We start from the raw sequence: 26,102 nt of genomic DNA, 5'->3' as shown, positions 1-26,102 counted from the left end.
CAGGCTAATGTGGCAAGTTATGAGGTCAAAAAACAGCCAGCAAATACTCGTTTATGGTATATTGTGCAAATAGCGCTAACACTGATTAGTGCAACTAGTCTTACCACTGGTTTTCGGGCCGGTAGCGGTCAAAGCAGAGAAACTCGTGACACGCTTATTCTATCTACTGTTCAACACTGACATACCCGAGATTGGCGAACACTATCGGCGACTCGCCAATGCATTGGTGATTGCCTTTGCCCTCAGTTACAGCATCGGATTTTTACAGCTCCTGCACCTAGGCGCGTATCTCGGCCCCGGCCTTGGCGACTTAGTCAGTTTTCAACCCCTACTCAATAGCTTGCAACAGCTGCGCAATGAACAGCCCTCGCTGTGGTATGGCGCTCTTTGCTTATTGGCATTCACCACCCTATTCAGGCTTGTCATGATACTGGCTGGTTATTTTTTATTTAAGCGCGAACAGGGTAAGACCTACCCCATTCAGTGGCTGTCGGTTTTTCTGCTTACCAATATACTCGCCACCGCCGCCATCCCCTTAATACTGCTGGTCATTGCCGTACTTGGCAGTTTATCTGGTTTAGATTTTAGCGTGGGCTGGCATTGGATAAATCTCAATGTAAGTCTTGCTCATCAGCTAGTGATGCAGAATGTTCCGACCCTTTTCAATGCGCCAGCGCCCTTAGCGGTCATTATCATTGCAGTGCTAACGGGATTTTTCCATTACTGGTTCCATCGCCTTGGCCACAGCCAACGGCTGCTATGGCTATTGTTTCATCGTCCTCACCACATGCCACCGGCACTGATCCAGCCCACCACTCTCGCAGTGTTTAGCGCCCTGCCCTTATTTGTGTTTTTAGTCCTGCCCTACAATTTAGTGATGGGCGCCTGCACCAAGCTATTCAGCACTGATCCTCTATATACCGAAGTGATTATTTATAATTGCCTCATTTTGATTCCGGAGATTTTTGGTCATCAGACGGCCTTATATCGCTGGGCATCCCGCAGCCGAATCATTCGCGTGGCGAGTTTTATCTCGGGCGGTGGCGTATATCACTATATGCACCACTCCTCAGAGCCCGAGCACTGCGGGCGCAGCGGCGCAGTGAATCTGGTCAATATTGGCGGTGGCCCACTGTATATTTGGGATATTATTTTTGGCACCTACTGCCCGCTCAGCAACACTACGCCCCGCGTTGGTCTCAGTGGCCAGCCAACTTTACACATGAATCCACTGCGCCTAACCCTAGCGGGCGTGATGCAATTGGGTAATGAGTTACTGGCCAACCCCAGCTGGGCGGTAAAATGGCGTGTAATGAGCGGTAATTCAGACTATAAACCACGTATCAGTCACGATTTTGCTATTCGCAGTAATAAATCGGTTACAGCGCAAGTAATACCCAGCCCGCTCTTTGCGCCATCGCAGCATTATTCACCCGTAAGCACCAAGCCTAGTGCAAGGGCTGGCGTAATCGCCAACGCAGGCGCAGGCCAAGTAATACCGCGGCAGAGCTAAGCCCCGCAAACAAACCCAACCAAAAGCCACTGGGGCCCATCGCCGGCACCGCTAAATCGGTCATGGCGAGTATATAGCCGAGTGGCAGGCCAACACCCCAGTAGGCGAACAAGGTCAATACCATCGGGATAGTAGTGTCTTCAAAGCCCCGTAAACAGCCGTTTGCCGTTACCTGAATAGCATCAGAGATTTGATATAGGGCGGCAAAGAGTAAAAGGTAGCTCGCCAAGCTAATCACCGCGGCGTTATCGGTATAAATTAACGGTATCCAAGCTCTGGTCAGCACCAGTAAGGCCGCAGCCGTGCCGCCGATACAGAGGGTAATTTTAAACGCGATTTTCACTGCGCGGCGCAGCCCCTCGGGGTCATTGCCACCGCGGGCAAGGCCGACCCGCGTGGTCGCCGCCAATGCAAAACTTAGGGGCAGCATAAACACCAGCGAAGTAAAATTAAGCGCCAGCTGATGCCCCGCAACAATTTCTGCCCCCGCCTGGCTGATAAACAGCGCGATAATGCAAAACACACTCACTTCAAAAAAGATGGTCATGCCAACAGGCAGGCCCAGCTTAAGTAAATAAGCGATGGTGCGTGGCTCCCAGTGCCAAGGCTTAAAGCTTAAACGAACCTCTCGATAAACCCGGTGGCGATATACATAGACCAGCATCATTATAGCCATCAGCCACATCACAATTGCTGTAGCCCAACCGCAACCAACGCCGCCCATCGCGGGAACGCCCAGCTTGCCGTAGATCAAAACGTAATTGATAGGGATATTGGCAAGCAGCCCGACAACACTAATGATTAACACTGGGCGGGTGTGGCTCAAGGCCTCGGTATAGCTGCGCAGCGCCAACACCAGTGCTACCGCCGGCATTCCCCAGCTCAAGCCGAACAGGTACTCCAGCACCAGCGGACGCATGGCGGGATCAACATCCATAAACTCGAGTAGCGGCGCGGTATTGCACAACAATACCATGGCGATAAGCCCCACCCCAATCGCGATAGTGGTCACCTGATGCATCAGCGGGTTGATACGCTGCAATTGCTTGCCACCAACGTGGCGAGCCAACACCGAGGTGGCGCTCATCAACATACCGGTCATAAACAAGAACACCGGCACCCAAATACTGGCACCCACCCCCACTGCCGCCAAATCCAAGGCGGACACGCGGCCAGACATCACCGTGTCGACAAAGCCATTGGCCGACTGGGCGAGTTGGCCACCAAAAATTGGCAGCGCCAATTTTAACTGGGCACTCAATTCCTGACGGGATAATTGACGAGACATTAAAGACATGGAAATTCCGACGCAAAAAGCCGCCACACTCTAGCTCAGCGCGGGCCTTGCCGCAAATGCTACGGGCATAAAAAAAGGAAGCCGCAGCTTCCTTTTTAAACAAACAGGGCCAAAATTAGACCATGTTTTTAATCGCTACTTCTGGATTAACATCAGCGTCGTAATCTACGCCATCAATTTCAAAGCCAAACAAGCGCAGGAATTCACGTTTGTAGCCGCTAAAATCAGTTGTCTCGTGAAGGTTTTCAGTAGTCACGGCTTCCCACATTTTGGCAACCGCATCTTGTACTTCTGGCCGCATTTCCAAGCCATCGGCGCGCAAACGCCCCTCGTCATCCCGAATTGGCTCGCTGCCATACAGGCTATTTTTGAACAGGCCGTAAACTTGTTCAATACAGCCTTCATGGCTGCCATCGCCTTTCATGACTTTAAACAGCAGCGCCAAATACAGAGGCATAACCGGAATTGCCGAGCTAGCTTGAGTAACTACCGCCTTAAGGACCGACACCCGCGCGTCACCACCTTTGGCCGCGAGGCGTTCGCGAATATTAATCACGCGCTTGTCCAGGTCTTTCTTGGCTGCGCCAATCGTGCCGTGCCAATAGATATCCCAGGTTAGACGGTCACCTAAATAGGTGTAAGCAGTAGTTTTGGCGCCGTCGGCTAGGACACCGGCGTCGTCCAGTGCATCAATCCACATTTGCCAATCTTCACCACCCATTACCGCAACAGTGTTGCTTATCTCTTCGTCGCTGGCCGCAGCCAAGGTAAAGTTTTCGATGGTTTCTTTATCGGTATTCACGCCGCGCTGGGTAACATCTTTACCAATCGGTTTTAAGGTAGAGTTGTACACCACACCGGTTTTAGGGTGCTGGCGACGCGGCGAGGCCAAGCTATACACGACTAAGTCGACTTGACCAAGATCGGCTTTAATCTGCGCAATGGTCTTTTCTTTAATGGCATCAGAAAACGCGTCGCCATTGATGCTCTTAGCATACAGGCCTTCGGCCTCGGCGAATTTATGAAAACCTGCCGAGTTATACCAACCAGCGGTGCCAGGCTTTCTTTCAATCCCTTCTTTCTCAAAGAAAATACCCAAGGTGGCCGCGCCAGCGCCAAAAGCCGCAGTAATACGTGAAGCAAGGCCGTATCCCGTGGACGCACCAATTACCAGCACCCGCTTAGGACCATCTACAATTGGCCCCTGCGCTTTAACATAATCGATTTGCTGACTAACATTGGCCTCACAACCCTTGGGGTGAGTTGTTACACACATAAAACCACGCACACGAGGCTTGATGATCATAAAGGGTCCCTGCTCCGAATAAATGAATAAAACTTTTAGCGTGGGGGCATTATAACCACCCTTGCCCGCTCGCACTAATACTCAGCGTCAACATCGAGCGCGCATTAAGCGACGCACACGATCAACTATGACCATCACCGCTCACGCCTAACATGCAGATAAATATTACCCAGAATAGCCACTAAGCACTGACTAATTTAGTAATTGTACCTACTTACAGCCAATTATCGCCTACGTCCAGTAGCAGAGCCCCGCGTAGCTACCTATACTGGTGCATAAACTTAAGGTGTGCTGGCGGTTATCAGGATTAAAATTGAACACAACCTTTTACAACCGCGCCCACACGCTATGAGTAAGCCGCCGCCACTAACAAGACTGGTGGAAAGTAATTCCTAAAAGTTATTTGTCCACACTATGACTGAACAGCAAATACCAGAACAGGATCAGGGCGCCATTCTCACTGAGCAGCAAGCTTTAGAAAAGGCTGGCGGCCTGCACTGGGTACACTGGCTAGTGGTGAGCTTATCACTCCTGCTAACCCTTGTCGTATGGCAGTACTCCCGCTATCAAGTGCAAGATAAAATTGAGAACCGCTTTAACCGGGAAGCTGATCAAAGCATTACTCTGATTTCGGAGCGCCTGCAAAAATACGAAGACGCCCTGTGGGCGGGTGTCGCAACCATCCAGTCCCACGATGGCGAAATGAGCCATCACCAGTGGCGAGAGTTCGCCAGCGCCTTGCACCTGCCTCAAAAGTACAAAGGCATAAATGGCATTGGCGTAATTTACAGAGTTAGCCAAAACAATTTAGATCGCTACTACACAGAACAGCGTAGGAACCGAGCCAATTATGAGATACATCCTCAGCACAGCAATGGCTATTTGCTCCCTATCACCTATATTGAACCAGAAAAAGACAACTTGGCCGCAATTGGCTTAGATGTGGCTCATGAAACCAATCGCTTAACGGCAGCGCTCAAGGCCCGCGATACCGGCCAAGCCCAGATTACCGGTCCTATTGTTTTAGTACAGGACGCAGAGAAAACACCAGGCTTTTTATTTTACGCACCGTTCTACCGTGACGCCCCGTCTAATAACAGCCCAATGAACCTAGAAAGCAGGCGTGCGCTATTTGGCGGTATGGTCTATGCCCCATTCGTCACTCATAAACTGATGCGCGGTACACTGGAAAAGAGCCGCCGCCAAATAGGCATAAGCATCAGCGATCAAGGCGAGTCGTTATACGATGAAAACAACAGCGATGAGGCCGATTTTGACGCCGAGCCGCTGTTCAAAAAAACGTATACCTTAGAGGTTTATGGCCGAGAATGGCGGGTCGATGCATGGTCGACTAAAGCCTTTCGTACTGAAACCCAAAACACTCAGCCCATGTTGATACTCATTGGCGGCATTTTCATCGACACCATGTTGCTGAGCCTGTTTCTATTACTATCGCGAGCCAATCGCCGCGCGTTGCAATTTGCACAGCGCATGTCGGAAGGTTACCAAGTCAAAGCGCAGGAACTTCAAAAATCTGTTGTGCGCCTAGAAGCCTCAAATGAAGAGTTAGCTCAGTTTGCCTTTGCCGCATCTCACGACCTTCAGGAACCCCTGCGCACCCTCAGTAATTTCAGCGAATTGCTGCGTGAAGAGATAGTGGATAGCGAAAACAATGAGCGGGTTTTAATGTCAGTTAACTTTATTAGTGAAGCCGCAGAAAGAATGCGCAATTTAGTGTTCGGACTTATGTCTTACAGCCGGATAGGCAGAGCCCCTGAACTCAGCGGGGTTGACTGCGTAGCGCTAATTACGGAGGTCATTGCCGACTTAGACGCCAGCATTGACCAAGCCACCACCCAAATCAATATTGGCAGCTTACCGGCGATAACCGCGTACAGAACCGAATTGCGCATGCTCTTCCAAAATCTAATTAGCAATGCGTTAAAGTTCAAAAAAGCAGACACCCCACTACAAATTGACATTAGCTGCGTAGATAAATCAAATGCTTGGTGCTTTACTGTCAGCGACAACGGCATTGGCGTTGAAGTAGAGTATCTTGACCAGATTTTTATGATCTTTAAACGCCTACACAGTCAAGATGACTATCCGGGCAGCGGCATTGGCTTAGCTAATTGCAAAAAAGTAGTCAACTTGCACGGCGGCAAAATTTGGGTAGAGTCTAAATTAAACCACGGCAGCCGCTTTAGCTTTACTATTCCCAAGGTGATCTCGATATGACCGCTAAGCTCGAAAATATTATCTTGATTGATGACAGTAGCGCCGACAATTACTATCACCAAATGATTATAGAAAAGGCGCGAGCCTGCAAAACCGTCACCAGCTACACCCACGCAGCCGTGGCCTTAACCGCCCTTGATAACGCAGTTAAACAACAGCAGCGACTTCCTGAACTTATTTTTTTAGACATTAATATGCCCGCCATTGATGCCTGGGGGTTTCTTGATCGCTATGAAGGCATTGTTCCACAAGATTTACGTCAGCCAGTGATTATTATTTTATCCACCTCAGCTAATCCCAGTGATCATGAACGCGCAGAATCGCATCCAGCAGTGTCTGCGTATTGCAGCAAGCCCCTGTCCGCTGACAAACTACACGACGTTATCGAGCAATATTTTAATTAGCGGCTAATTCCAAGACATAAAAAAGCCCGCGCATGCGCGGGCTTGATCAAAATAAAATAAACGTAATTTAAAATAACTTACCCAGATTCAATAACTGTGTTTCGCCGTTGCTATCATCAACGCCGTCATTGTCGTTCACCATTAGTAAATCGCCGTTGTCCAGCAGTGCTAAGCCTTCGATTTTTTCGACAACCAGACCACCCGTCGCCTTCATATCTGCAAGTACATCGCGCACGAGGATTTTACTTACCGTGGCACCATCAGCGAGGCCAGTCGTGTCGAACTTATACAAACGCTTGATCACCGCGTCTGGTCCACCCTGATTGTCCCGCTCGATAACCACGAACTCACCATTATCCAAAGCAGTAATTTCCGACAAGCCTACCCAACCACCGTTCTGAGATTCTGGGGCATCTAGCGTATAAAACAAGAAGCTCCAGCTTTGCGCATTAATGTCGTAAATACCAATCCGCACCTTATCTTCTGTCTGCCAAGCACGCTGAAAAGCGACATAGAGTTTACCATCATACTCAGCAAGCCCTTCAAAGCCATTATTGCGCTGCAGTAAATTAACCTCTGTGGGCAAGGTTACCGCCTGCTGAATCACACCATTTGCATCGGTTTCAATCAGCACATTCATACTTGTAACGGGGCCATCAATCAAGCTGCCCTTACCTTCAGAGGCGATCCAAAAACTGCCGTCGGCCAGTTTGGCAATACCTTCGGGATCGATGTTAACTGTCTTGTCTTCATTCACCGTGCCCTCAGGCAAGGTTCCCAACGGCAAGCTAGCAAGCACACCGTCAGTGTCGACAATACGGGTTTCCGCAGTGATTACTGCTGGCTGCGCGCCAACATCTAAGGTAAAAATACGATTTTTCTTGTAGTAACTATCGTCTACCGCGTAAATCAACTTGCTGTCAGATGGATCGGCAGACAAGCCCGACAAGGCGCTCCACGAGATTGGTGAGCCATCCTCGCGATCGTTAGACACGATGGTCGGGTAGCTAGCCGCCGCAGTACTATATTGGTATATATTTAAGCCCGAGCGAATTACATCGCCACGGCTATCTTCCTCGCTAGCCGCAATCAACAGATTGCGCGAGGGGATAGCCAAGGCACCCTCTGGACCCACGCCAGCGGGAAGCACTTGCTTGAATACCGGCTTGGTGTAGTCAGCCACGTCGTACACAAACACAACACTGGCGCGCTCGGAGTTTACAAACAGCAACTGATCATCACCAAATACGCCGTATTCTGCATTTTCTGGCTCATTACCTTTATTTTCAGAGCGCGACTCAGGATAGTGCCCAATGCGGGCGGTGAGCTGATCTAAAGTATTACCTGCCTCATAAACCACTTCTCCAGATGTATTAAAAACACTAAAGCTGCGGCTACCACCGTCGAGGTCACCTTCGTTGGCAGTGACAAAGTATTCAGTAGACAGCCAGCTCACACCATCGGGTTCACGCAGTACGTCGTCGAGCGATTCATTCTGGGTAATAACATCATCTTCATTAGCATCAACTCCTGTCAGGTCGACACTACCGGCGCTGAAATCATTAACGATGCTACCGTCAGAAAGATCGACTAAAACAATGTGATTGTTTTCCTGCATTGAAACAACAGCAATATTATCGGCGTTTATATCAACAAACTCAGGCTCCGGGTCGGTGGGGTACAAATCGGCCAAACCAGTGAGCTCGACGGCATTAGTCGTCCAATCCGCGGGTTCGCCACTTAAGGTAACAATAACCAGTTTGCCTGCTGGCATTTGCGGTAAAGCGCCATCATTAAGGTCTTCGTCACGCTCATTTTCAATGACTACCGCTGCGTAACTACCGTCTGGGCTAACCGCCACCGAGTCTGGCTGACCACTCACATCAATAGAATGCACTATGCTGCGGGTGGCAATATCTACAACAACCAGTAAACCGGAAACACTCACAAAATCACTGCTGGTATTAACGCCCACAAGCGCGTAATTGCCCTTAACGGCCACCGAGGTTGGTTCACCGGCCAGCGGCAATACACCTAGGCCCGCCGGCGTTGCTGGATTGGTGATATCGACAAAACCCAGTTGCTCTTTGGGGCTGTCGGTATAAATAAGGGTCATACCGTCGGTGCTGGCAGCAACAATTTCGGCGGCCGTAGCGTCATCGCTATTACATGTGGGATCCGCTTGCATGCATACCGGATATACCGCAATGCGGTTAAAGCTTTTCGCTTCACTGCTTTGCACCGCGTGAGTTTTGTTGTCATCGCCACCGCAGGCGGCCAAAAACAGAGGCGTTGCCAGTGCAATCCCCCAAGATAATGCTGTTTTCTTAAATTGCATGCTTCCTCCAGAATTACTGCGAAAATAATAATCGCTAAAGACTACGGGGGAATTGCGACAAAACACTGACAGTTTTATGTCAGAAATAAGGCGATTTTATGAAAGCAGCACGCTCAAGAAGTTAACGTAACGCGGAGAAATGTTATTGCCGCTACGCCGCTACGATGTTTATTATGGATCTATCCCAAACGGCTGCGAGCGCATTACCACCGCGCGCTGGCGGTAGCGCGTAGCAAGGTCTTATATGAAGTCTCTTTATAAAACATTTTTAGAACGAGCAATTGTTCAACACGGTAGTATCGCGGCGATTGAAGATCTTCTGCCCAGCAGCCTGAATACTGAAGAATTAAACGCTGTTCCCGATCATCGCTACTTAGCCGAGATGGCCGCCTGTGTGTTTCGCGCGGGTTTTGTATGGCGGGTTATTTCCAATAAGTGGCCTGGCTTTGAGGAGGTGTTTAATGGCTTTCTGCCGATTTGGGTTGCATCTCGCTCTCCCGAACAAATTGAAACCATGGCCAGCGACCGGCGCATTGTACGCAATTTAACCAAAGTTAAATCTGTGCAAGACAACGCCCTGTTTATTCTCGACATTCAACGAGAGCACGGCAGCTTTGGCCAGTTTTTAGCAAGCTGGCCCAGCGAGGACCTTGTCGGTTTGTGGGCCTACCTTAAAAAACACGGCAGTCGTCTAGGCGGCAATAGTGGGCAATATTTTTTGCGTTTCAGCGGCAAAGACACCTTTATTTTAAGCCAGGATGTATGCACTGCACTGATTAGCGTCGGGCTAATTGATAAAACCCAGCTTACTGCGCAGCGCGATTTAAAAATCGCACAACATGCCTTTAATGAAATGCAACAGGAAAGCGGTCGCTCTATGGCGGAATTAAGCATGATTTTGGCCCTGTCGATAGGGCCTCACTAACAACCTGAGGACAAAAAACGAGTAAGAGCAGCTACGCTGCCCTTATGCTTGCTAAGCTTAAGCTAATGCTCCTCAGTGAGCGTGCGCTACCACACCAACCTGGGGCATATTTGCCAAACCGATATCGCGAGCATGCTCTTCGAAATCTTTGTTCTTCCAAAAGAAGGCGCCCGGCATAGTTGTAGGTATAACCAGTACATAGAAGAGGCAGCGTCCTATTATCGCCGTTGCTAATATAGAACCACACAATACCGCGCCACCAATTAAATTCAACACCCCAAGCTCGGAGCCACTGAGCAGCGCCGCCGCCAGAATCAGATTGCCCAGTAATAGTAGGTTACGCAGGGCATAGCTTTTGCCAAACAAGGTGCATTGAATATAGTGCGACACACTACCTTCATTATTACCCTTATCCATCGCCACCCCATGACGCCACAATCCAAAGGCTTCTAAAGCAATACCAATCACCATGACGGCAAGGCACAATTTCAACATTGCTAGGCCGTCGGCGCCAATTAACATCAAGGTTGGCACACCAACGGCGCCCAGCACGACACTGCCCAAGCTAAGCGATGTACCTAAGAATGCGCTACCGGTCTGCCAGTGATTCCAAAACGGCCGCGCGGGGATACGGTAGCAGCGATACATATAGTAAAGCCCCACCGCGCCGGCGATTAGCGCCAAATAACCGCTAGTGATTGCCACACCGCTGAACGTTCCCCAAGTACCAAACAGAGAAATAAACACGGCATTTTCAGGTAGCATCGCTAATAAATGTATTCCAGCAAAGACCATATACAGCAGCATACCCAAGCCTTCACGACACACAGGAGAATGACGCAAATTATTAAAGCCCCGATAAAAACGCCAAGGTTTACCAAGGTGAGTCGCCGACATCAGCATACCCAGCCCAGCTAGACTCACTGTTGCCGCCATAAAGGGGATGTACATCACTGAGTCACGCAGGGCGATAATGCTGTCGATACCTAGCTGCGCGCCAAGGAAGCTCAATAAAAATGCCCCTAGCGAGGTTTGGCTAACCAAGGTAAAAATCACCAGCGGATTTTCGCGAGAGCTAAGTTTGCCGAGACTCCACTTCTTCTCAACGCCTTTCTTCTGATCCACCACAGGGCGGTATTGGCCATCGTCGCCCTTATGATATTTCACCGACATACCATCGGTACGAGTCACCTCATCAGGCATATTCTGAATTTGCTGGAAGCGGATATTAGGGTGAGTGATTTCTGGATCGGGGAAGCCAGGAATGCTCGTTTTACCCTGTTCGCGGTTTTCCGGCAAATCATCGACCACGCCAAAGTTAAGGGCGTTACCCAAGCAGGCTGAAACACAGGCGGGCTTTAGATTTACCTCAAGACGATCTACGCACATATTGCACTTAGAGACCTGACCTTTGATCGGGTCCAGCTGAGGCGCATTATAAGGGCAGACCCAAGTGCAGTAGCCGCAGCCGAAACAGGTTTCCGGATCCTGCAGCACCGCCCCATACTCCACATGTTTGGTGTATGCGCGGGTCGGACAGCCTTTTAAACACACCGGATCGTCACAGTGATTACAGGCCATTGAGATATTCATACGCTTGAAGTCGGGGTAGGTGCCGCCTTCAACATAGCCTACAGAGCGGAAACTGATATGCGCAGGATTGTCGTTTTTCTCACTACAAGCCGCTTCGCAGGCGTGACAACCTATGCAATTATCGGCAGTAAAATGAAATGCATGCTGTTTATTACGATTGGGGTTATTACCCACGCCAGGCTCTTCATTAATAAACATTTCTCGGCCAGCGGGTAAAGCCCCGCCAGTACGCGCAATAAGATCGATGGGCGCCTCGTAATAATTTACCTCAGGAGCCGTAGGCTCTTTGAGAAAGGCGTAACTGGGTTCATCGTCTCTAACTTTCCACATATTTAAGACCCTTTGTCGAACGTATTAGCGCTAAAGCCACAATCGCTCTAAAAACCATATGACAAACTACAAGATGTTCTGCGCGGGCAGCGCCCGCACCAGTCAGTAGGCGCGACGCTCAACGTTTAGTCGCCCAGCTTCTTTTTGATCAATCTGCTCTATGCGCACCGCACACTGCTTAAAGGCAGGTTGCCGTGAATAGGGGTCGAGTAAACCCAGTGACAAGCGGTTGACACAATCGTGGTAATGCATGGGAATAAACACCATATTGTGAGGCACTCGCTGCGTGAGCTGAACCATCACCACTGCATCGCCACGCTTAGATACCAGCCGCACATAACTCTGGTGCTTAACCCCCTGCTCGCGGGCAGAGTCTGGGTTCATTTCCATATAGGGCGTCGGGCTAAACTTATTCAAATTACCAATTTTGCCGGTCTTGGTACGCGTATGAAAATGCTCAACCACTCGGCCGCTATTCAGCCAGAAGGGGTAGCTATCGCTGGGCACTTCGTTGTCTTCGATATAATCCATCGCCAGCAAATTCGCCTTGCCATTCGGGCTGGGGAATATACCGTCGCTATATAAGCGCGGATCGCCGGTTTCTGCACCTTCGCGCATTGGCCATTGAATACCGCGCTGAGCCTCGATTAGGTCGTGGCTCATGCCGGATATATCTAGATTACGGCCGTCACCCTTAGACAGCTGTTTCATCTCGTCAAAAATTTCAGAGGTAGTCTCAGGGAAGACCATAGCTCGACCCTGCTCAAAACGCTTTGCCAACTCACTGAATATCCAGTGATCTGGCTTTGACTGTCCCGGCGGCTCAACAAATTTGCGTACCAAATTAACCCGACGCTCGGTATTGGTCTGCACCCCTTCTTTTTCACCCCAAAGCGCGCCAGGCAAATACACATGAGCAAAGTTTACCGTCTCACAATCTTTATAACCGTCCTGCACCACCATAAACTCGAGTTTTTCCAGTGCCTTCTTAATTCGCGGTTGGTTCGGCATCGACGTTAGTGGATTAGTGGCCACTATCCACAAAGCCTTAATTTCTCCGGACTCAATTGCCGGAAAGATATCTGTTTGCTGCAGGCCACGCTTAGCTGGGAAGAAACTTTCGTCAACGCCCCAGAACTTAGCAACCTCATCGCGGTGCTCTTGCTTCTCGAGGGCACGATAGCCAGGCAAGCCCGAGCATGACGACCACTCCCGCGTGCCCATGGCATTGCACTGGCCAGTGATCGACAGACTGGTACCGCCGGGAATACCGATATTACCGGTGATTAAATTGAGATTATTAATACCGCAAACACCGTCTGTGCCATGAGTACTCTGATTAATACCCATGGTCCAAATACTCATCGCCGATGGCGCTTTGGCGTATATTCTGGCCACATTTTTAATCATGTCGGCATCGATACCACAAATCCGTGAGGCACTGACCGGATCGTATTTCGCCACCGTCGCTTTCAGCTCTTCAAAACCATTACAGTGGGCTTCGATATAAGCCTGATCTTGAAGCCCTTCCGCTAAGATCACGTGAGCTAGGGCATTCAATAGCACTAGGTCTGTGCCAGGGGTAATCGGTAAATGAATATCTGCAAACTGAGCAAACATGGTGACGCGTGGGTCGACCACGATCAGTGGGAATTTACGTTTTTCCAGCGCTTCCTTTAAACGCCAATAAATAATGGGGTGCTGCTCTGGCAGATTAGAGCCAAAGGCCATTAAACAGTGGGTGCTTTCAAAATCGTCGTAGCAACCTGGCGGACCATCTGCGCCAAAAGAGCGTTTGTAGCCCGATACCGCAGAGGCCATGCACAGAGTGGTATTACCATCATAATTATTGGTGCCAATGACCCCACGCACCAACTTACCTAGGGTATAAAATTCTTCTGTAAGCAGCTGCCCAGTGGAAACAACAGCAATACTGTCACGCCCGTATTTCTCTTGAATACGCTTAAACTCTGCAGCGGTTTTATCCAGTGCAGTATCCCAACTCGCGGGCTGAAACTGATCGTATATCTTATTGCGCATCAACGGCTCGGTGCCGCGACCCGGAGTAACACTCAACTCGTGTTCAAAGATACCTTTGATGCAAAGCTTACCTTGATTGACCGGCGCATTCCCTTTTCCACGACTGGCCACAGGCTTGCCTTCGGCATTCAAACCCACCTCAATAGAACAGCCAGTTGAGCAGTAACCACATACTGCGTATTTCCAATCGACAACTTTTTTATCAACGATGGTGATTGGCTTGCGGTGTTTTCGGCCAAAGATCATTTATGTCTCCCCAACATCATGGCGCACCACTAAAGAGCATCCATATAAATACAAGCCACCAATAAGCGCACCATAATGGTGAATCTAGCTCGGTTTATGGCTATCACTACAGGAGATCTACAAGATCCATGCCAGCTGCATCGAATGAGTCAAAAGAGCCAAAATAAGAGGTATTCAAGGGGAGGTAAGGAAAGATCTTCAGCCTATAGAAGGCAGTACAAACTCATTAACAGCGCTTTTTTAGGCACAAAAAAAGGGGCCTAAACAGGCCCCTTTTTTCTTCAGCTTACGGAAGCTTATTCAGCAACTTCAGCCTGCATCACCGCGATAACACGGCGGTTAGCACGACGGCCATCCGCAGTTTTGTTATCTGCAATTGGACGCTCTTCACCGTAACCCACTGCACTTAAACGATTCTCCGCAATATTGTAATCGCGAATCAAAGCATTGCGCACTGCGTCAGCACGGCGCTGTGACAGCTGTTTGTTGTACGCCGCTGCGCCATTGCTATCGGCGTGGCCTTCTACAACCGCTTTAATACCACCAAACTTAGACATAAAGTCAGCAACTTTTTTCAGTTCAACTGAATAGGCAACTGGGATAGCGTCTGAGTTATTGGGGAAGTTAATTTCCAACTTGATGCTTTCGGTGTGCTTAAGTACAAATTTACAACCGAATTTATCAACCTGGCGACCTGCTGGGGTGTTTGGACACTTGTCACGGTAGTTAGGTACGCCGTCACCGTCTTTATCCAATGCACAACCTTTAGCATCGACTGCAACACCGGCTGGTGTACCCGGGCACTGATCAATACCATCTTCTACGCCATCGGCATCCGAGTCATTAGATACAGGCATCGGAGTAGGCGCTGGTGCAGGTGAACCACCAAAGTTATAGCTCAAACCAATAGATACATTGCCATCTTGAGTTTCATGATCAGTACCATAAACCATGCGTGCATCACCACGAACAGACCACTGGTCGTCAATAGTGTAACGAACACCACCACCAGCGTTCAGCTGGGTTTGGCTGTCGTAGCGGCCGTTGTCGTAATCAGCTTCAATTACACCCATACCACCAGCGAGGTATGGAGTGAACTTACTGTCAGTGCTGAAATAACGCAGCATATCTACGCTGCTGCCAAGAATTTTTTGATCTAGCGCTTTAATATTGCGATCACTTGCCGCGACGCTGTACAAACCACGTAGTTCTACACCCCAGTCTTTGCTTAGCACATATTCAGCACCAAACAGTGCTACTTCAGTGCTGGTCAAGTCTCGAGAACCGTCAAAGAAATACTGGCCGATGGCTGGGTTCAAATACCAAGTACCCTCCTCCGCTGCAGAGACCAGAGTTGGCAGCATGCAACTAGCCACTGCTGCACTCAATAGAATTTTACGCATAACTCTCCCCTTCATTTTTTTAGAAACTTCCTTTGCTATGCCGTGAAAGCACGCCATGAGCCCAGAATAACATGGGCATTGACGCTTGCACGCCTGATTTTGTGTAATTTTACCACGCAAGCCCCGATTTTTCCCCCTGCCACTCTAGCGGAAAGAAGCACTCCGAACACCTATTAATAAGCAAGTTCCCATGCTTATGCTAAAAATAGCCGCAATTGTACGTATTACCAGTTTTCCGGTAAAAAATACTCACCAGCCCATCGCCTTTTTTATAAATGGAATAGTGAATTTGCGCTGCTCAGCCAAACTGAGCCGATCCAGAGTATTCAATATTCCAAATAAACTCGCAAGGTCGCGCTGACAACGCATGTAAATATATTCGGCAACAGCATCAGAAATAGTAATACCTCGCAGACTCGCCCGAAACTGAAACGCCGCCAGCCTCGCCGCCTCATCAGAATTGCGCAAAAAATAGCCACTAAAGCTCTGCAAACGCGAACGTAAATCGGGTAACTCAACTGTCTGCTGACTTAGTGGCTTCGCGGATGCTATCAGCATCCGCGATTCCGTAGTTAACATCTGGTTATAGCAATTAAACAGTGCCCGCTCCCAATTAGCGCGTCCCGCAACCGCTTCTAGGTCATCTAAACACAATAGATCTAGGTACTCGGAACCCTCTAATAATGCCTCGGGCTCATAATCCACTACCTCTGCCAACGGGATGTAACGAGCATACAAACCGCGTCCCTCAGCCAAATGACAGCAAGCCTGCAGCAAATGACTACGGCCAGCGCCGCCGCCCAAATAAACCCACTTTTCACCTTCCCCTGAAGCCTGCAGGCGCAGTTGGTTTACCACTAGGCGATGCTCTTCAACCAAGTAGAAATTATCAAAGGTTGCTTCATTATCTAGCTTCAACGCCAATGGCAGCTGCTGACTTGCCATCAATCCCCAAGCTCCTGCTCGTCAGTCAGCGCAGTAACTGCGCCATAGAAACCACTCTGTTTATAATAGTCATGCAAATGATTAATCATTACCTTGATCACGGCCGCGACCGGTAGCGCTAACAAAACGCCGACGAAACCAAACAGCTGACCGCCAGCAAGAATCGCAAAAATCACCACAACTGGGTGCAGTCCTATTTTCTCGCCAACTAGCATCGGGGTTAACACCATCGATTCCAACAATTGCCCCACCCCAAATACCGCCGCCACACCTGCGAGAGGCCAAAGGCTATCAAACTGAAAAAATGCAGCCGTACCGGCGGCGCCGATACCCACAATAACACCCAAGTAAGGCACAATACTCGCCAAACCCGCCGCCAAACCAAGCACCAGCGCCAGATCTAAGCCTACAAGCCACAAACCAACGGTATACACTGCCGCCAGCGCCAACATCACAAGAAGCTGACCTCTGGCAAACGCACCAAGGATCTCATCACACTGGCTGGCAATAAGTACCGTGCGCAACTCCACTGACCTAGGCAGTAAATTGCGAATCGCAGCCATCAACACATCCCAGTCGCGCAACAAATAAAACGTCACTACTGGCACTAGCGTAACGTTTGCCAGCCAAGCGAGCAGCGCAAGGCTTGAACCACTGATCTTGCCCCAGAGATAAAAAAGTATTCCCCCGGCACTGTCCCAATGTTTACTTATCGCATCACGCGCCGCGTCCATGGGCTGAGTTTGCTCAGGTAAATCCAGATATTGGCGCAGTGCGGGTAAGGCAGTGGCCTGCAACCAACGCAAGCCATCATATAAACGCTCCACTAACAACTGCAGCTGCTCAATAAGCAGCGGCACCGTAATCAACAGCATCAACAACCCGCCAAGACTCAGGGTGGAAAACACCGTCACCACCGCCCAAGTCCGACTCATGCCCTTGGCTTCCAGCCTATCTGCTAGCGGGTCACCCATATACGCCAATACCGCCGCAATTAAAAACGGCATTAAAATTGGCCCTAGCAAATGGATTACCAATACTAAAATAGCAAGGCCGATTAGCGCCCATATTGGCTTTGGCAGACTGTTCACAGGCCAGAGCCCGACCAACGATAATACGCCGCCACCGCTTGCGGCGCTTTTGCCTGCATCATCCCAGGCGACTCCTCCAGCAAACGACCATCTAAACTAAGGAAGCGCTTTACCTTTTCCATATCGCCATTAAGCACCAGCTCAAGAATTAACTCATTGCTGGACAACCACACCGTATTAGCGTGCTGAACCACCGCCAAGCCTTCCAAATAGGTAACCATGTCAGCGTAGGCCGCAAAATCCTTAACCCCGCTAATATAAATTAAGCTATTAGCGCTACTGCTCCCAGCACCCGCTACCACGGAGTACTTTGACGCCTGCAAGTTCGCTAGTGCATCTACCGGTACCGCCAATAAATCCCGTCCGTCCAAACCTTCGCTGTCTAGCCGCACGACGTCGTCGCCCTGCAAAACAGCCCAGCTAGCCACCCACTGGCCAGTCGAAAACTGTGAAGCCCGCCCCATCAATACAAAAGGTGCCGAGTAGCGCATTGACGCGGCGCGCACATCATCCACCGACATTTGCCATAATTCATCCGAACTCAAATTGGTCGAATCAGCCAAATCAAACAGCGGCAGTTGCAATACCAAACCTCGGCGCTGGGCAACGTCCCGCAAATCGCGCAGCAATTCAGCCTTGCTGTCGGTCCCTACAAATTGACGGCCATCCGCGGTATCGGCCAGCAACCACACCAATACCGCCGGACGGTTGGCAGACCATACCGGCAAACCCGCCGATTCCAGCTCGGAATTGACCTGCCGCGGCGAGAAGCTGAGGCTTAGCTGCAACACATCAGCGCCTTCGTCATCTTTACTGCGCTGGTAGCGGTACTGGGTAATAAAAGGCTCTGGCTGGGCCAAGGCGGCGGCAAGAGATGGGCTACCACCAACATCTCGGCGCCCCGAAACCCGCACGAAAACCCGCTCGAGGGCCTCGGCAGCCGCTGCTTTTAAGACTTCGCGCGACTGAGATTCCACCACCAGTTGCTCGTCGTATAAATTAGCAACAATACCTGCCATTACATGGCCACTTCCGACCATTACCCACAGGTAGAAAATGACCGACACCCGAATTATTTGCTTCACTTTATTTATGCCCTTTTCCCTGTCGCGAGCGGCTATTGTAGCAAGCCGCCGCGACATCGTCGTGAGTAGTGGCAAAAAGTCGCGTTTTTGCTGCTGAATTAAACTCACAATCAAGCTAGAATGGCGCCCTCTTAGAGGACAGCCAACGACTATGACTGACACCAGTAAGCCCAGCTTAAGCTATAAAGATGCCGGCGTTGATATCGACGCCGGTGATGCGCTAGTAGAACGCATTAAAGATGTTGCCAAACGCACCCGTCGCCCCGAGGTCATGAGTGGCCTTGGCGGCTTCGGCGCCCTGTGCCAAATCCCAACTGGCTATAAAGAGCCGGTACTGGTTTCAGGCACCGACGGCGTAGGCACCAAACTCAAACTTGCTATGGACGTGGGCATCCACGACACCATCGGTATCGATTTGGTCGCCATGTGCGTCAATGACCTACTGGTAACCGGTGCCGAGCCGCTTTTCTTCCTCGACTACTACGCCACTGGCGCATTGAATGTCGACATTGCCGCCAACGTCGTTAGCGGCATTGGCGCAGGCTGCGAGCAAGCGGGCTGCGCACTGGTCGGCGGCGAAACTGCTGAAATGCCCGGCATGTATGAAGGTGACGACTACGATTTAGCGGGATTCTGCGTTGGCGTGGTGGAAAAAGCCAACATCATCGACGGCAGCTCAGTCAAAATCGGCGACAAGTTGATTGGTATTAATTCGTCTGGCCCGCACTCCAATGGTTACTCACTGGTGCGCAAGATTATTGAGCACAGCGGCGCCACCTTAGATCAAGCCTTCGGCGACAGCACCTTAGGGGAAACCCTGCTGGCACCCACGCGGATCTACATCAAACCCGTACTGCGCGTTATTAAGCAATATCGAGTCAATGCCCTCGCCCACATTACTGGCGGCGGTTTGCTAGACAATATCCCCCGTGTTCTGCCCCGCAACACTAAAGCGGTTATCGACAGCAGCACCTGGCAGCGCCCAGCTATTTTCGACTGGCTGCAAGAGCAGGGCAATGTTGAAGCGCGGGAAATGTACCGCACCTTCAACTGCGGTATCGGTATGGTGATGGCGGTTGCCGCCGATGACGCAGAAGCCGTTATCGACATGCTCACCCAGCAGGGTGAAGTGGCACAGGTGATCGGCAGCATCGACGCAGCAGGGGAAGACGAGCCGCAAGTCAATATTGCAGGCATGTAATTCATGCCCTGCAAACTTGTCATACTGCTCTCGGGTAGCGGCTCCAATCTACAGGCATTTATCGATGCCAGTAGCGACGGCCGACTGCCCAACGTGGAAATTTGTGCGGTAATCAGCAATAAGGCGCAAGCCTTTGGCCTAGAGCGCGCCAAGCAAGCTGGTATTGCTACCGCCTGCATCGACCACACCCAATTCGCCAGTCGAGAAGCCTTCGATGCCGAGCTGCAAGCCTGCATCGACAGCTACCACGCCGACTTGGTGGTGCTCGCAGGCTTTATGCGGATACTCACGCCTGGCTTTGTTCGCCACTATTTAGGGCGACTAATTAATATCCACCCCTCCCTACTGCCCAAATACCCAGGCTTACACACTCATCAGCGCGCACTAGACGCGGGTGACAGTGAAGCCGGCGCCACTGTGCACTTTGTAACCGAAGAGCTCGACGGTGGCCCAGCCATTATTCAGGCAAAAATACCGGTATTTGCCGGCGACGATGCTGCAGCACTTGCCGCTCGAGTACTGTCCAAAGAGCATACAATATATCCCCTTGCCGCAAGCTGGTTTGCCGAGGGAAGATTGGTTTTGCAGAACTCAAAGGCGGTATTTGATGAGCAAGTATTACCCGAAGCTGGCATTCTTTTTCAGCCGGACTAGCGCAGCAATCTTAACAATTGGCTGCTTAATGAACGTGGCAAGCGCAGCTGAAACCGCTGAAACTAAGCCGCAGATCCTGCCCTACACTGCAGAATATCGCATTAGCAGCAATAGCCTGACCACCACGGCTACTCGCAGCTTGAGTAAGCGAGGCGACAATTGGCAGCTATCCCAACACGCCAAACTGATGTTTATCAAAGTCAGCGAAGAAAGCATTATTGAAGACGGCGCCATGGGTCTACGCCCATTGCGCTATGAATACAGTAACAATTTCAGCAGCAGACAAGACCAGAAAATCAACTTCGATTGGAAACACGCGCTCGCCAGCGATAAAAAATACCGCAAGCCGTGGTCAGCACCCTTAACAGCAGGCACCTATGATCAGCTCAGCGCCCAATTGCAAATGCGCCAAGCCCTGATTTGCGGTCGATTCGACACTGCCATGGTGCAAACCGTGGTCAACCGCGGCAAACACAAGACCTATGAAATTGAAAAAATCGGCGAAGAAATCATCGACAGTCCCGTCGGTAAATTAAATACCGTCAAACTGCGTCGCGGCCGCGAAGGCAGCGACAGTGAAACCATCGTGTGGCTGGCGAAAGACTGGAATTACTTGATTGTTCGGCTTGAACAAACCGACGAAGACGACACCTACTCATTGGAATTACTCAACGCCACCCTTAACGGTAAAAAAGTTAAGGGCTAGCAGCTTAAGCCGTATCGCCCTTGCGCAGCAGGGGCCTGCTAGCGTATACCGTCCCCCACCAAGCGTTTCGCGCCCGCCCTCAAGTCTTAGGTAGGGTCACGCCAGTTTGCCCCTGATACTTACCGCCGCGATCCTTATAACTCACCTCACAGACTTCATCTGATTCAAAAAACAGCATCTGCGCCACGCCTTCATTGGCATAAATTTTCGCGGGTAGCGTTGTGGTATTGGAAAATTCCAAGGTCACATGGCCTTCCCACTCTGGCTCCAGCGGGGTGACATTCACAATAATACCGCAGCGCGCGTAGGTCGACTTACCCAAACACATGGTTAGCACACTGCGGGGAATCCGAAAATACTCCACGGTGCGCGCCAGCGCGAAAGAGTTGGGGGGGATTATGCAGTAGTCGCCTTTAATATCGACAAAACTCTTTTCATCAAAGGCCTTTGGGTCGACGGTTGCCGAATAGATATTCGTAAACACCTTAAATTCATTGGCGCAGCGCACATCGTAACCATAGCTTGACGTGCCATACGAAATAATCTTGGCGCCGCCCTGCGCCCGCACTTGCTCCGGCTCAAAGGGCTCAATCATGCCCTCGTTTTCAGCCATGCGGCGAATCCACTTATCCGACTTGATACTCATTGTGTCCCCTTGTTTTTTAACAACTGCAATAGTCTAAGCCGCTGTTTAATAAAAATGAATTAATCGTCACTGATGGAAATATTGGGGAAGGCGTTGCTCTGCACCCGCTGCCGCTTCGCCAGCTCGGCAGTCATACCAATAGCCACACCGCGGTACAAGGCAGCTGCATCACCCGACGGGTCTGCCACCATTACCGGCTTGCCGCAATCGGCCTGACTTCGAATTTGCATAGACAACGGCAGCGAACCCAGCATCGGCACCTGGTAATTACTCGCCATCCGCGCACCGCCACCCTCACCAAACACATGCTCATGATGACCGCACTCGCTACAGATATGCACCGCCATATTCTCAACAATACCTAATACCGGCACTGAGACTTTGCGGAACATCTCGATGCCTTTTTTAGCGTCGAGCAAGGCAATATCCTGTGGCGTGGTGACCACAATGGCACCCGACACCGGCACTTTTTGCGACAGGGTCAACTGAATATCGCCAGTTCCCGGCGGCATATCGATAACCAGATAATCCAAATCCTGCCAATAGGTTTGATTCAATAGCTGCTGCAGCGCGCCGGTCGCCATTGGCCCTCTCCACACCATGGGCGTGTCTTCAGTGACCAAATACCCCATCGACATCGACTGCACACCGTGCGCTTCTATCGGCAACAAATAATGAGTGCCGTAGGGTTTGGGACGCACACCATCGGCAACGCCCAGCATCATCTGCACGCTGGGGCCGTAAATATCAGCATCCAACAGGCCAACGCGTGCGCCCTCAGCCACCAGCGCCAAGGCTAAATTCACCGCTGTGGTAGACTTGCCCACGCCGCCTTTACCTGAGGCCACCGCGATAATATTGCGGACATTTTCCATGCTTTTAATATTTTGTTGAGCAGCGTATGCCGCAATTTTCCAAGTGACGCGCACGGTCGCATCGACAACACCATCGACACCCTTTAACGCAGCGCTCAACGCTTGCTCATAGGATTGCTGAGCGCTGCGCGCCGCAAAACCCAGCTCCACAACCGCGTCAACGCGACCATCCTTTACAGCAAGAGATAGAATGTCAGCAAACGCGGCAAGCGGCGCCGACAAACCAGGCAAAACCACTGCTAACAATGCTTCGCGAATGCGAGATTCCAATTCTGTTGCCATTTCCAGTCCCTACTCAAATAAACCTTTTAATCAGCGGGCGAGTATACGCGGCGGACTGACATCGAACAACGCCACAGCAGATGCACCAGAGACCCAAAAACGCTATAGTATGGCGCCTCGGAATCCACCCGCGCCGCCAGTCACACTAACTGTCGCCGCCACGTTCACAACAAGGACACTCATGTCGCGCCAGATCCTCGTTACCAGCGCTCTGCCCTATGCCAACGGCCCACTCCATCTCGGCCATTTGCTGGAATCCATCCAAACCGATATTTGGGTGCGTTTTCAAAAACAGCGCGGCAATGACTGTATCTATTTATGCGCCGACGATGCTCACGGCACCGCCATTATGCTCACTGCCGAAAAACTCGGCATTACGCCAGAGGAGCAAATTGCCCGAGTAAAAGCCGAGCACGAGCGGGATTTGGCGGGATTTTTAATCCGCTTCGACAACTACCACTCCACTCATTCCCCAGAGTGCAAACACTACTCTGAGGAAATTTATCGCCGCCTCGACGCCAATGGCCATATTGAGCGCAAGGACGTTACCCAGCTCTTTGACCCTGAAAAACAACTATTCCTAGCCGACCGCTACATTAAGGGCACCTGCCCCAAGTGCAAGGCCGACGACCAATACGGCGACAACTGCGAAGCTTGCGGCGCCACCTACACCCCAGCAGAGCTGATTAATCCCCGCTCGGCAATTTCCGGCGCCACGCCAATCGAGAAAAGCTCCACCCACTTTTTCTTTAAACTCGGCGACTTTGAAAACCTACTACGTCAGTGGACCAGCAGCGACGCCCTGCAGCCGCAAATCGCCAACAAACTGCGCGAATGGTTGGATGCGGGTTTACACAGCTGGGACATCTCTCGCGATGCGCCCTACTTCGGCTTTGAAATTCCCGGCGCGCCAGGCAAGTTCTTCTATGTTTGGCTAGACGCCCCCATCGGCTACATGGCCAGCTGCGCCAACTGGTGCGACGCCAATGGCCGCGACTTTAATGAATTTTGGGGGGTGGATTCAAAAGCCGAGCTTTACCACTTCATCGGTAAAGACATTATCAACTTCCACGGCTTATTCTGGCCTGCGATGCTCGATTCGGCAGGCTTCCGCCAGCCCACCGCGATTTATGCCCACGGTTTCTTAACCGTTAATGGCAAGAAAATGTCGAAGTCTCGCGGCACCTTTATAAAGGCCGAAACCTATCTTGAGCATCTTCCAGCGGAATACCTGCGCTATTACTTTGCGGCTAAATTATCCGGTGCGGTAGACGACATTGATTTAAACCTCGAAGACTTTATCAACCGAGTTAACTCAGACCTCGTTGGCAAGCTAGTCAATATCGCCAGCCGCAGCGCCAAATTCGTACACAAGGGCAATGCTGGCAAACTGGCTAGCAAGCAGCACAACGTCGAGCTGTGGAAGCGCGTCACTGGCGCCAGCGATGCGATTGCCGAACTTTACGAGCAACGTGAATACAGCAAAGCCGTGCGCGAGATCATGGCTTTGGCCGATGCCACCAATGAATACTTTGACTCCTGCGAACCGTGGAAACTGGCAAAAAGCGAAGACACCGCAGGCCAAGCCGCTGACGTTGCCTCCCAGTGCATCGATATATTCCGCGTGCTAATGACCTATTTAACACCAGTACTACCCGAGCTCGCCGTGCAAGCGGAAGCCTTCTTAAACTGTAAATTGACTTGGCAGGGTGAGTTCAGCCCGCTGCAAGACCACGCCATTGAGCCGTTTAAGGCAATGATGAATCGCGTTGACGCCGACAAAGTCGCAGCCATGGTCGCCGCTAGCAGCGACAGTAGCACCGCCGCGGCGCCAGCAGCACCAGTAAAAACCAAAGCGAAAAAGGCAGCAAAAGACAAAGACACGGGTATCGCAGACACAATAGCCTACCCCGATTTTGCTAAGATCGATTTGCGCGTAGCAGAAATCATCGCTGCCGAAGCGGTCGAGGGCGCCGACAAATTACTGCGGCTAACCTTAAGCCTTGGCGAATATGGCGAGCGGCAAGTTTTTGCAGGGATTAAAACCGCTTACACCGCAGAGCAATTGGTGGGTAAACTCACGGTAATGGTGGCCAACCTCGAAGCCCGTAAAATGCGCTTTGGCCTATCCGAAGGCATGGTGCTGGCCGCAGGCCCTGGCGATCAAGAAATTTGGTTACTCAGCCCCGACAGTGGCGCCAAAGCAGGCATGAAGATCCAGTAATTCAAGTCAAAAACACTCTCGCCAGAATGCCTAACAGCCATACTGGCAATTTGAAGGCTTGATTGAAATAAACTAAGATCCGGCCCGCCACAAGGGTCAGCCAGCGGCGTATGCTGGTCACAGCGCACTTTTTACGGATTGCCGCATCAAGCTAGCGGGAAACAAAATGAGGCTACAATTGTGTTAGCAGACTATTCAATACTGTTAATCGGCGCCATTCTGGTTAACAACTTTGTACTGGTGCAGTTTTTGGGCCTGTGTCCATTTATGGGGGTTTCCAATAAATTGGAAACCGCCATTGGCATGTCCAGTGCAACTACCTTTGTACTGACCCTCGCCTCGATTTGCAGCTGGCTGACCTATGAGTGGCTATTGGTTCCACTCGGTCTCGAATACCTACGCACCATTACCTTCATCTTGGTCATAGCCGTTGTCGTGCAGTTCACCGAAATGGTGGTACGTAAATCTAGCCCTATGCTCTACAAGGTGCTTGGCGTATTCCTGCCCCTGATCACCACCAATTGCGCGGTACTCGGTGTTGCCCTGCTCAACATCAATAAAGACCACAGCTTTGTTGAATCAGCCCTGTATGGCTTTGGCGCCGCCGCTGGCTTTTCCATGGTTTTGGTATTGTTTGCCGCCATGCGCGAACGCATTACCGCCGCCGATGTGCCCCAACCCTTTAAGGGCCCTGCCGTTGGTATGATTACCGCCGGACTCATGTCACTGGCCTTTATGGGCTTCGCCGGTTTGGTATAAC

20 protein-coding genes are annotated in these 26,102 nt (G+C 50.8%); 9 read left to right on the top strand and 11 right to left on the bottom strand.

Annotated elements, in window-relative coordinates; all coding sequences use genetic code 11:
- Window positions 1-145 precede the first annotated feature (145 nt).
- Window positions 146-1,513 (top strand): sterol desaturase family protein, encoded by a 1,368-nt coding sequence (locus AB4876_RS04720; RefSeq protein WP_368380496.1) that lies wholly within the window; start codon window positions 146-148, stop codon window positions 1,511-1,513.
- On the opposite strand, the gene AB4876_RS04715 is transcribed toward AB4876_RS04720, so the two are convergent.
- On the bottom strand, window positions 1,449-2,810 hold the full coding sequence (locus tag AB4876_RS04715) for an MATE family efflux transporter (RefSeq protein ID WP_368380495.1): 1,362 nt from the start codon (window positions 2,808-2,810) through the stop codon (window positions 1,449-1,451). The genes AB4876_RS04720 and AB4876_RS04715 overlap by 65 nt on opposite strands.
- Window positions 2,811-2,925: 115 nt before the next feature.
- Window positions 2,926-4,116 (bottom strand): enoyl-ACP reductase FabV, encoded by a 1,191-nt coding sequence (fabV, locus tag AB4876_RS04710; protein WP_368380494.1) that lies wholly within the window; start codon window positions 4,114-4,116, stop codon window positions 2,926-2,928.
- A 414-nt stretch (window positions 4,117-4,530) separates the two neighbouring features.
- On the opposite strand from fabV, the gene AB4876_RS04705 reads away from it, so the two are divergent.
- Both AB4876_RS04705 and AB4876_RS04700 read left to right on the top strand, forming a co-directional pair.
- Window positions 4,531-6,354, top strand: coding sequence for a CHASE domain-containing protein (locus tag AB4876_RS04705; RefSeq protein ID WP_368380493.1), 1,824 nt, complete (start codon window positions 4,531-4,533; stop codon window positions 6,352-6,354).
- On the top strand, window positions 6,351-6,758 hold the full coding sequence (locus tag AB4876_RS04700; RefSeq protein WP_368380492.1) for a response regulator: 408 nt from the start codon (window positions 6,351-6,353) through the stop codon (window positions 6,756-6,758). Before AB4876_RS04705 ends, AB4876_RS04700 begins: the two co-directional genes overlap by 4 nt.
- A gap of 67 nt (window positions 6,759-6,825) precedes the next feature.
- Here the strand turns inward: AB4876_RS04700 and AB4876_RS04695 are convergent, their stop codons facing one another.
- Window positions 6,826-9,096: an esterase-like activity of phytase family protein gene (locus tag AB4876_RS04695; protein WP_368380491.1), complete on the bottom strand. Its 2,271-nt coding sequence runs from the start codon at window positions 9,094-9,096 to the stop codon at window positions 6,826-6,828.
- 244 nt (window positions 9,097-9,340) lie between these two features.
- Here AB4876_RS04695 and AB4876_RS04690 point away from each other — a divergent pair, with 244 nt between their 5' ends.
- Entirely contained in the window at window positions 9,341-10,021 is a 681-nt protein-coding gene (locus tag AB4876_RS04690; RefSeq protein ID WP_368380490.1) for a DNA-3-methyladenine glycosylase I, read from the top strand.
- A gap of 72 nt (window positions 10,022-10,093) precedes the next feature.
- Here AB4876_RS04690 and AB4876_RS04685 read toward each other — a convergent pair whose 3' ends face one another.
- The 6 genes from AB4876_RS04685 to AB4876_RS04660 all read right to left on the bottom strand — a co-directional run bounded on the left by AB4876_RS04685 (window position 10,094) and on the right by AB4876_RS04660 (window position 18,754).
- The gene (locus AB4876_RS04685) at window positions 10,094-11,944 is read right to left on the bottom strand and encodes a DmsC/YnfH family molybdoenzyme membrane anchor subunit (RefSeq protein WP_368380489.1); all 1,851 of its coding nucleotides are present in this window, start codon (window positions 11,942-11,944) and stop codon (window positions 10,094-10,096) included.
- A gap of 102 nt (window positions 11,945-12,046) precedes the next feature.
- The gene (locus AB4876_RS04680; RefSeq protein WP_368380488.1) at window positions 12,047-14,230 is read right to left on the bottom strand and encodes a molybdopterin oxidoreductase family protein; all 2,184 of its coding nucleotides are present in this window, start codon (window positions 14,228-14,230) and stop codon (window positions 12,047-12,049) included.
- Window positions 14,231-14,526: 296 nt separating this feature from the next.
- Window positions 14,527-15,633, bottom strand: a complete 1,107-nt coding sequence (locus tag AB4876_RS04675; RefSeq protein ID WP_368380487.1) for an OmpA family protein — start codon at window positions 15,631-15,633, stop codon at window positions 14,527-14,529.
- 249 nt (window positions 15,634-15,882) lie between these two features.
- Window positions 15,883-16,578: a DnaA regulatory inactivator Hda gene (hda, locus tag AB4876_RS04670; protein WP_368380486.1), complete on the bottom strand. Its 696-nt coding sequence runs from the start codon at window positions 16,576-16,578 to the stop codon at window positions 15,883-15,885.
- Window positions 16,578-17,669 carry an AI-2E family transporter gene (locus AB4876_RS04665; RefSeq protein WP_368380485.1) on the bottom strand — a complete coding sequence of 364 codons (1,092 nt, stop codon included), beginning with the start codon at window positions 17,667-17,669 and terminating at the stop codon, window positions 16,578-16,580. Before AB4876_RS04665 ends, hda begins: the two co-directional genes overlap by 1 nt.
- Entirely contained in the window at window positions 17,666-18,754 is a 1,089-nt protein-coding gene (locus AB4876_RS04660; protein WP_368380484.1) for a DUF2066 domain-containing protein, read from the bottom strand. The genes AB4876_RS04665 and AB4876_RS04660 overlap by 4 nt, the downstream gene beginning before the upstream one ends.
- Before the next feature lie 151 nt (window positions 18,755-18,905).
- Between AB4876_RS04660 and purM the strand changes: the two genes are divergently transcribed.
- From purM to AB4876_RS04645, 3 genes are read left to right on the top strand one after another with little or no spacing between them, the layout of a single operon-like run.
- Window positions 18,906-19,955, top strand: a complete 1,050-nt coding sequence (purM, locus tag AB4876_RS04655) for a phosphoribosylformylglycinamidine cyclo-ligase (protein WP_368380483.1) — start codon at window positions 18,906-18,908, stop codon at window positions 19,953-19,955.
- Between the two features lie 3 nt (window positions 19,956-19,958).
- Complete coding sequence (purN, locus tag AB4876_RS04650; RefSeq protein ID WP_368380482.1) at window positions 19,959-20,609, top strand: phosphoribosylglycinamide formyltransferase; 651 nt, start codon at window positions 19,959-19,961, stop codon at window positions 20,607-20,609.
- A 28-nt stretch (window positions 20,610-20,637) separates the two neighbouring features.
- Window positions 20,638-21,315, top strand: coding sequence for a DUF3108 domain-containing protein (locus AB4876_RS04645; protein WP_368380481.1), 678 nt, complete (start codon window positions 20,638-20,640; stop codon window positions 21,313-21,315).
- A 79-nt stretch (window positions 21,316-21,394) separates the two neighbouring features.
- On the opposite strand, the gene dcd is transcribed toward AB4876_RS04645, so the two are convergent.
- The gene (gene dcd / locus AB4876_RS04640; RefSeq protein WP_368380480.1) at window positions 21,395-21,961 is read right to left on the bottom strand and encodes a dCTP deaminase; all 567 of its coding nucleotides are present in this window, start codon (window positions 21,959-21,961) and stop codon (window positions 21,395-21,397) included.
- A gap of 59 nt (window positions 21,962-22,020) precedes the next feature.
- Complete coding sequence (apbC, locus tag AB4876_RS04635) at window positions 22,021-23,118, bottom strand: iron-sulfur cluster carrier protein ApbC (RefSeq protein ID WP_368380479.1); 1,098 nt, start codon at window positions 23,116-23,118, stop codon at window positions 22,021-22,023.
- Between the two features lie 181 nt (window positions 23,119-23,299).
- On the opposite strand from apbC, the gene metG reads away from it, so the two are divergent.
- The gene (gene metG, locus AB4876_RS04630) at window positions 23,300-25,342 is read left to right on the top strand and encodes a methionine--tRNA ligase (RefSeq protein WP_368380478.1); all 2,043 of its coding nucleotides are present in this window, start codon (window positions 23,300-23,302) and stop codon (window positions 25,340-25,342) included.
- Between the two features lie 180 nt (window positions 25,343-25,522).
- Window positions 25,523-26,101, top strand: a complete 579-nt coding sequence (gene rsxA / locus AB4876_RS04625) for an electron transport complex subunit RsxA (protein ID WP_008246465.1) — start codon at window positions 25,523-25,525, stop codon at window positions 26,099-26,101.
- Window position 26,102: the final 1 nt, after the last annotated feature.

Origin of the sequence: Zhongshania guokunii (genome assembly GCF_040892635.1) — a bacterium.
GTDB classification, from domain to species: domain Bacteria; phylum Pseudomonadota; class Gammaproteobacteria; order Pseudomonadales; family Spongiibacteraceae; genus Spongiibacter; species Spongiibacter guokunii.
This window is presented reverse-complemented; position numbering and strand designations above follow the sequence as displayed.

Coding starts and splice junctions, on each gene's coding strand:
- AB4876_RS04715 (WP_368380495.1), bottom strand. CDS start 2,810: ATGTCTTTAATGTCTCGTCAATTATCCCGTCAGGAATTGAGTGCCCAG.
- AB4876_RS04700 (WP_368380492.1), top strand. CDS start 6,351: ATGACCGCTAAGCTCGAAAATATTATCTTGATTGATGACAGTAGCGCC.
- AB4876_RS04695 (WP_368380491.1), bottom strand. CDS start 9,096: ATGCAATTTAAGAAAACAGCATTATCTTGGGGGATTGCACTGGCAACG.
- AB4876_RS04705 (WP_368380493.1), top strand. CDS start 4,531: ATGACTGAACAGCAAATACCAGAACAGGATCAGGGCGCCATTCTCACT.
- AB4876_RS04690 (WP_368380490.1), top strand. CDS start 9,341: ATGAAGTCTCTTTATAAAACATTTTTAGAACGAGCAATTGTTCAACAC.
- purM (WP_368380483.1), top strand. CDS start 18,906: ATGACTGACACCAGTAAGCCCAGCTTAAGCTATAAAGATGCCGGCGTT.
- AB4876_RS04645 (WP_368380481.1), top strand. CDS start 20,638: ATGAACGTGGCAAGCGCAGCTGAAACCGCTGAAACTAAGCCGCAGATC.
- AB4876_RS04675 (WP_368380487.1), bottom strand. CDS start 15,633: ATGCGTAAAATTCTATTGAGTGCAGCAGTGGCTAGTTGCATGCTGCCA.
- metG (WP_368380478.1), top strand. CDS start 23,300: ATGTCGCGCCAGATCCTCGTTACCAGCGCTCTGCCCTATGCCAACGGC.
- dcd (WP_368380480.1), bottom strand. CDS start 21,961: ATGAGTATCAAGTCGGATAAGTGGATTCGCCGCATGGCTGAAAACGAG.
- fabV (WP_368380494.1), bottom strand. CDS start 4,116: ATGATCATCAAGCCTCGTGTGCGTGGTTTTATGTGTGTAACAACTCAC.
- purN (WP_368380482.1), top strand. CDS start 19,959: ATGCCCTGCAAACTTGTCATACTGCTCTCGGGTAGCGGCTCCAATCTA.
- apbC (WP_368380479.1), bottom strand. CDS start 23,118: ATGGCAACAGAATTGGAATCTCGCATTCGCGAAGCATTGTTAGCAGTG.
- hda (WP_368380486.1), bottom strand. CDS start 16,578: ATGGCAAGTCAGCAGCTGCCATTGGCGTTGAAGCTAGATAATGAAGCA.
- AB4876_RS04680 (WP_368380488.1), bottom strand. CDS start 14,230: ATGATCTTTGGCCGAAAACACCGCAAGCCAATCACCATCGTTGATAAA.
- AB4876_RS04685 (WP_368380489.1), bottom strand. CDS start 11,944: ATGTGGAAAGTTAGAGACGATGAACCCAGTTACGCCTTTCTCAAAGAG.